The 6,242-nt window shown below is 67.5% G+C and carries 3 protein-coding genes and 1 pseudogene; 1 reads left to right on the top strand and 3 read right to left on the bottom strand.

The window, feature by feature from the left end; genetic code table 11:
- Window positions 1-1,667 (top strand): annotated as a pseudogene (locus DD1DGNOD_RS25930) (hypothetical protein); the annotation flags it as partial.
- 23 nt (window positions 1,668-1,690) lie between these two features.
- On the opposite strand, the gene DD1DGNOD_RS25925 reads toward DD1DGNOD_RS25930, so the two are convergent.
- From DD1DGNOD_RS25925 to DD1DGNOD_RS25915, 3 genes are all read right to left on the bottom strand, one after another.
- Window positions 1,691-3,421 (bottom strand): conjugal transfer protein TraC, encoded by a 1,731-nt coding sequence (locus tag DD1DGNOD_RS25925; protein ID WP_131771217.1) that lies wholly within the window; start codon window positions 3,419-3,421, stop codon window positions 1,691-1,693.
- Window positions 3,418-4,920 (bottom strand): SCO6880 family protein, encoded by a 1,503-nt coding sequence (locus DD1DGNOD_RS25920; RefSeq protein ID WP_131771216.1) that lies wholly within the window; start codon window positions 4,918-4,920, stop codon window positions 3,418-3,420. The genes DD1DGNOD_RS25925 and DD1DGNOD_RS25920 overlap by 4 nt, the downstream gene beginning before the upstream one ends.
- 7 nt (window positions 4,921-4,927) lie before the next feature.
- Window positions 4,928-6,242 (bottom strand): hypothetical protein (locus DD1DGNOD_RS25915; protein WP_241255999.1); only part of this gene is annotated, 1,315 nt, incomplete at its 5' end.

Here is a 6,242-nt window from a genome sequence, read left to right as displayed (position 1 = left end):
GGAGAAAAATAGTCCAGGAAAAGACTGACTGGCAGAAGCATCGCGATGCCGAGTGGGAGAGGTATCAGTCCGCTACCGCGGGTTGGCGGGCGGCGGTGGAAAGTCACGAGGTCGCTGACCGTGCCCGGCGGGAGACAGCGCTGCTGTTCCACCCACTCGCGCCCCGACCGACCGCGAGTCGGGTCGATGTCTTCGGCGGCACTCGTGACGGCTGGGCGAGCCTGCTGGCGACCATCGGCTCTTCGGTTCTGGCATCCGGCGGCGGCATTCTCCTGCTCGACTTCAGCGAGCGTGGAATCGGTGGCGGTATTACCCAGCTTGCAATCGACGCCGAGTTTCCGGTCACAGTGAACGATCTTCCTGTTGATATCGGCGGGCTTGGGCTTCTGCACGGTGTCGACCCCGAAGACGCTGCCGAGCTCCTCGCGGACGTCGTCGACACGGTCCGCGGAGGAGGCGCTGATCCGGCGCTTCGGGTGCTTGACGCCGAGATACTCGCGGCTGTCGCCACGCGGCTGGATCCACCGCTGACCTTCAGCCGGCTCGCTGCCGGCCTGCGTGTGCTGCAGGGGCGTGATCAGGATGACGGCCCCGATCTCCTTTCACCCGCGGAGAGGAACACTGTCGCCAACCGGGTGGGTGCGTGGGGCGAAAGCGAAAGAATCCAGCATGAAATCCACTACCTGCGGGCGTCCCTGAAGCGGTTCGCCGGTCGGGAGGAAACGGCGACGACCGCCGCACCACAGCCGTGGTGGCCGGTGCACGGCCTCCGAATTATAGCTACGTCGAGCCGCGACACCTCCACCGCTCGTAAGGAATTTGCTGACCAGGTATTGTTTCAGATCGTCCTGCACCAGCTCCGACGCCGCCGTGGCGATGCTTCCCCGGACGTCCTGGTAGTTGCCGGTGGGGACCGGATGGGATTGCCCGCTCTGGAAGGCATGGCCCGGTACGCGGCCAACGCCGGAATTCGTCTCGTGAATCTTTTCGAGCATCTGGGGGAAGGCACCGAACGCCTGATCGGTGCGGGTGACAGTGCCACGCTCATCATGCAGCTGGGGAATGCGAGGGAGGCCGAGACCGCGGCCGAGTTCGTCGGTCGCGGACACAAGTTCGTGTTCTCCCAGGTTACTCGGCAGGTCGGCAGCAGCCGCACCGCCGGGACATCCACCAGTGCAGGGGGGAGCGTTAGCGTCTCCGAGACCGAGGGCAGCAGCGGTTCACGAGGGAAGGGTGGAAAATCAAGCGGCTGGAGCCGGTCGGTCTCGGTGTCCCAGTCGGAATTCTGGCAGAATACCGAGAGCCTGTCGGCCACCGATTCCCGTCAGGATGGCGCGGTCCTGCAACGTGTCTACGAGTTCAGCGTCGAGCCGACGCAGATCCAGCAGCTTCCACCAACCGCTTTCGTTCTGATCGATTCGTCGTTGGGCGATCGTCGGGCGGCACTTGGCGACTGCAATCCGGGAATCGTCCTCCTGCCCAGAGTTGCCTCCACCGCTCGTCAGGCCGTGCCGTCGGCGACACAACAACAAGAGGTAGCGCTCGAACAAGGGGCGCCGCTCGCGATCGAAGCGCCGGCCGTTTTGCCGAATCCGCAGACGGATGATAGCGACGATCAGTTCAAGGCGATCGATCCGTCCCGGCCCTGGGACCCGGAGAACGGGTAACAGATCGCGCGGTCTTCGGCCGGCTAGATTTCTCGGGAAAGTGGGCCGTAGGGAAAGGTGTCCATCATCTCTTCGGGAGAAACCCCGTCCTGGCCCGGGAGCGGGGTGTCGATGGCAAACCCGTCCGCATGGTGACCGACACCTGGATCATAGTTGGCGTAGTCGCCGTCGTCATCGGTGACGTCGGGATCGACCCGGTCCCGGTAGTCGTAGTCGTCCAGCACGTCGGGATCGAGATCGTCCAGGACGAGGTTGACGTTGTCGACTTCGCCGTGCATCTTCGAGCCGTTGAGAACGACCGGGATCTCCAGGTCGCCGACGATGTGCTCGACATAGAACGCGCGATTCCCGATGAGCCACAATGCAAAACCGGGGTCCAGCCGGGGCAGCATGTCCGAGGCGACGTCGGTCAGATCCAGCGCCCGCTGCGTGTCCGGGATCTGGTCGGATGCCTGTTTGTACAGGATGCGGATCGCGGTCTCGGCGAGCAGGCCTTTGGCCACCTCGACGGAGTCCGGGGAGGCCGAGAGCAGGTCGGAGATCCGGTGCGCGACGATCGCGTTCGCGCATCCCCACTGGCGGGCAAGTTTCTGCTGGGCGGACAGCCGCCGTACCAGACCCGCGAATCGCATCAGCCGCCAGCACTCGTCGTAGACGACGTAGCGCTGGACGCCGTCCTGGCGCATCAGCGCGGCTTCCATCCATGCCTGTGCGCACGTCATGATCAGTGCGATCATCTCGTCGGAGCCTTGGACCCGCTCGAGGTTGAGCACGGCGATCGGACGGTCGAAGTCCAGCGGGGAGGTGGTCGGGCCGTCGAAGAGCCCGCCGAGCGCGCCGTGGGTGAGCCGGCGCAGCGTCAGTGTCGCGTCTCGGGAGGAGTCCCGCAGTTCGGTCGCGGTCACCGGCAGCGCTGTGCAGTCGGCCTCCGACGGGTTCGTCATCGCGTCCAGGACGTGCGGCAGCAGCGGGGTCGCCTGCCGGTCGGTGGAGGCACCGGTGATCTGCCGGGTCACGACGTCGAGGGCAAGGTCGACGGCGGTGTGCTCGGACGGGGTGAGCGGCACGCCCTTCGCGGTCTCGATCAGCGAGGACAGCAGCGCCGATCGGGCCCGTTTGACCTCCCGGGACCAGTCGCCGTCCGCCATGCCGGGTGGTCGCGGCGGGGCGTCCAGCGGATTGAGCCGGGTGGACAGCCCCGGGCCGATGTAGGTCGGCTCGCAGCCCAGCCGGCGTGCCAGTCGGGTGTACTCGCCTTTCGGGTCGCAGGGCACGGCCGCCTGGTAGCCGAACGCGGCTCCCCGCGAGATCAGTGTCTTGAGCAGGGACGACTTGCGTGAGCCGACTGAGCCGAAGACCGCGAAGTTGGGGTTCTCGATGACCTGCTGGCGGTAGAGCTCGAACACGTCGAAGACGAAGGAGTCGCCGGACCAGACGTGGCGTCCGATGTACATGCCGGGGGTGTCGAGCCCGGCGTCCACGACGAACGGGTAGATGCCGGCGATCTGCGCGGTCGTCTCCATGTGGGACGGCAGGCGGAGCCTGTGGAAGATCCGGCCAGCGTGCGGCCCGACGAGCCGCGGCGGTTGCTCGCCGCGGCGCAGCGCCATGCGTGCCCGCCGGATCGCCGCCCGTTCGGCCCGGGCGGCGGCCCGTTCGCCGCGCTGCGCCTCACGTTCGGCCTGCTGCAGTTCCCTGAGCTCACGACGGGTCTCCCGGTCGGTTCCGGTCCCGCCTGAACGGTGCAGTGTCATGACACCCCCACGGCCAGCGGCAGCGCGGCAACACTGAACCCCTGGTCCTGTTCGCCGACGAGACGGACCATCTCCAGGCGGCTGCGGGACGCCAGCGTCTCCGCCTCGCCGCACGCCTCGGCCAGGCCGTCGAGGTCGTCCGCGGAGACCGTCACGAACCCGTGGAAGCGGAACGCGCCGAACCCGGCGATGAGCTCCTGCTCACGGCGTTCCACCTCGGATGCTTCGGCCATGTCACGTTGGGTTGTCACCTTGCCGACCTTGTCGCGCATCTGCTGTTCGCCCAGATGCGCCATCCGGCGGCGGTTGACCGCCTTCTCAGCCTTGCGGCCAGGCATCGGTTCGACGACGAGGGAGACCGTCCGCCGGCAGGTGGTTTCCATGAGCAGCGGGGCGAGGAACGCGGCCGGGGATGGCACCCGCGGCCAGCCGTTGATCCAGTAGGTGGTGTGGAACCCGGAATCGGTGCGGTAGTGGTCCCAGCTGGTGACTGTGCGCACCGGTCCGGCTATCGCCGGGTCGATGCCCGACGGCAGCCCCGTGAGGCCGCCGGCCCGGTCGGACGCCGCGCCACCGCGCGCGTCGATCATCTCGATGGAGTACGGGTCGTAGGTCATCCGGATCACCGCGGCCAGGGCGCGTGGTGGCAGCCAACCGACCGTGTTGATGGACGCCCTGGCCAGCGCCGCCTCCATGGTGCGCAGCTCGCCGAGCAGGACCGTGCAGGCCGCGTGGTCACCACCACCGGCGCGTTGAACCGCCCGCCGTACGTCGCGCGCGCGGAGCTGGAACGACAGAAAGGTCTCATGCCGCTGGGCGACCGGGCCAGCGGCGTCGATGACCTCCTGGTATGCCTCGGCCGCCCACGAGCCGTCATGGTGCCCCCGGACCCGCCAGTGCCGTTGTAGCTGGTCACCGGAGTCCGGCAGCGTGCGTTCCAGCCACTGGATGCGGGACAGCCGCCCGCCGCCGATGGTCAGCCCGGCGAGCAGCTCACCCCAGGCGTCCACCCTGGCCTGCTGGTCACCGGACTCCAGCAGCGCGAACTGGCTACCCTGCACCTGCAGGACCGCCGTGAACGTCCCTCGTCTGGCGTCCTTGACCACCGCCACGTAACGGCCGTTGCCAACCGGTACCGACAGCATCACCAGGGATGACAGAGGTCCGGGAAGCGCGGTCTTAGACAGATGGTCGGAGCTGTTGCCGGTTCTGAACAACGCCCCACGGAACACCGTCTCGCCCATCACCTTCTGCATCGTGAAACCGAAAAGGATCGGCACCCACTGATCGAGGTTACGGTCGTCGACGCGGACGAACGCGATGAACCCCAGCGCACCGGCCAGTGCGATCCACCCCGGGGCAAGTATGACCGGGGATCGCAGCGCCCCGAGGATGCACAGCATCACGCCGACCATCAGACCCAACTGGGGCCAGCGCATGCCGAGCAGGATGCCGCCGCGTTCCAGCGGTCCGAACCGGTAGGTGCGTTCGGCAACCACGCTCTGCTCAGCCTCCCCCGGTACGTGTGGGGTGGACGGGTGGCGTCGGTGAGGTTACCTTAGGTGACATTGATGGTGACGCCGCGGTGGACGGCACGGCTCGGGGAGCCGCGTGGGAGATACGCGCGGAGGTGCCGGTAGCGCTCGGCGCCGTGACCCGGTTGCCCGCGCCGGTTGCCGAGCGAGTCCGTGGCGCGGGCGAGCCGACGCCGACGCGTCCCGCAGATCCACCCGCGGAGCGGGCCGCGGCCTGCGCCGGCTGACCGCCGCCGGCCCGGCCTGCCCGGGCGAGGGGGGTACCGACCCGCGTTGCCGGGCTGACACCGGACCCGCGGCGGCCGCCCGCTCTGGCCATGGCGCCGGCGCCGACCGGAGCGAGGTCGCCGGTGAAGGGCCGGCCCGCGTCCACACCCGATCCGCTGCGCTGCCGGTTCTGCAGCCGCCCACCGATACCCCGGAAGGTCTCCCGTGACGACGAGCCGAGCAGCGCGCCGGCGCCGTGGCCGAAACTCGCCGCGCCGCGCTTTCCCGCCGAGCCGATCGCCTGCATCAGTTGAACGTCGGCCATCCCGATCACGTGGAGAAGAGCGAGCGGCGAGAACACTGCAGCAGCCATGATTACAATGCCGCTGAGAATGGTCAGCGTCTGGTCCATGGCCGACCCGGTCGAGTCGCTGGCAACGCTCGCACCAAGGGTGAAGATCGCATAAATGACGGGCTTAGCGAAGACGAGCGCGGCGAGGATCTCCACGGCCCGCTTCATCCAGTTGCGGGTCGACATCGCCGGCTGCCCGGCCAGGTACAGCGGGATGAACACCGCAACTACGATGATCGCTACTTTGCGGATGTAGAGGACGAGGAAGAGCGCGAACGAGAACAGCGCCACGAGCAGCGACAGCACCATATCGAGAGCGAAGTTGCCCTGTTGTGGGAGAGCCCGCAGCTGGGCGACCAGGCTTGCGCCCAGGGGTGCGCCGTCGCCGAACGCTTCGGATATACCGTCGGCAGCGGAAAGCACCATCTGCAGCAGGGTCAGCACGACGAAGGAACCGAAGATTGCGGTACCGGTGGACGCGAGCGCACGGCCCAGCAGATGCGCGTCCCCCCGGATTGCCCCGACGATGCAGGCGCACATGAACAGGCCAGTGACGGCCAGGATCGCCACACCGAAGACGATGTTGTAGTTCCTGACGACGTAGTCCTGGTTCAGGTCGATCGCGGTTTTCTGAGTGGCGAAGCTGAACACGGACGCCGACAGGTCCGCAGCCATGTTCGCGAACGCGGCACCCACCGAATCCAGGAAGCTGCCAGTCCCATCAGAA

Source organism: Candidatus Protofrankia californiensis (assembly GCF_900634765.1).
GTDB lineage: Bacteria > Actinomycetota > Actinomycetes > Frankiales > Frankiaceae > Protofrankia > Protofrankia californiensis.
The sequence above is the reverse complement of the archived record's forward strand: the minus strand, read 5'-3'. Positions and strand labels throughout refer to the sequence as shown.

Bases quoted from the DNA above. Each gene is read 5' to 3' on its own strand.
- DD1DGNOD_RS25925 (WP_131771217.1), bottom strand. From the start codon at position 3,421: ATGACACTGCACCGTTCAGGCGGGACCGGAACCGACCGGGAGACCCGT.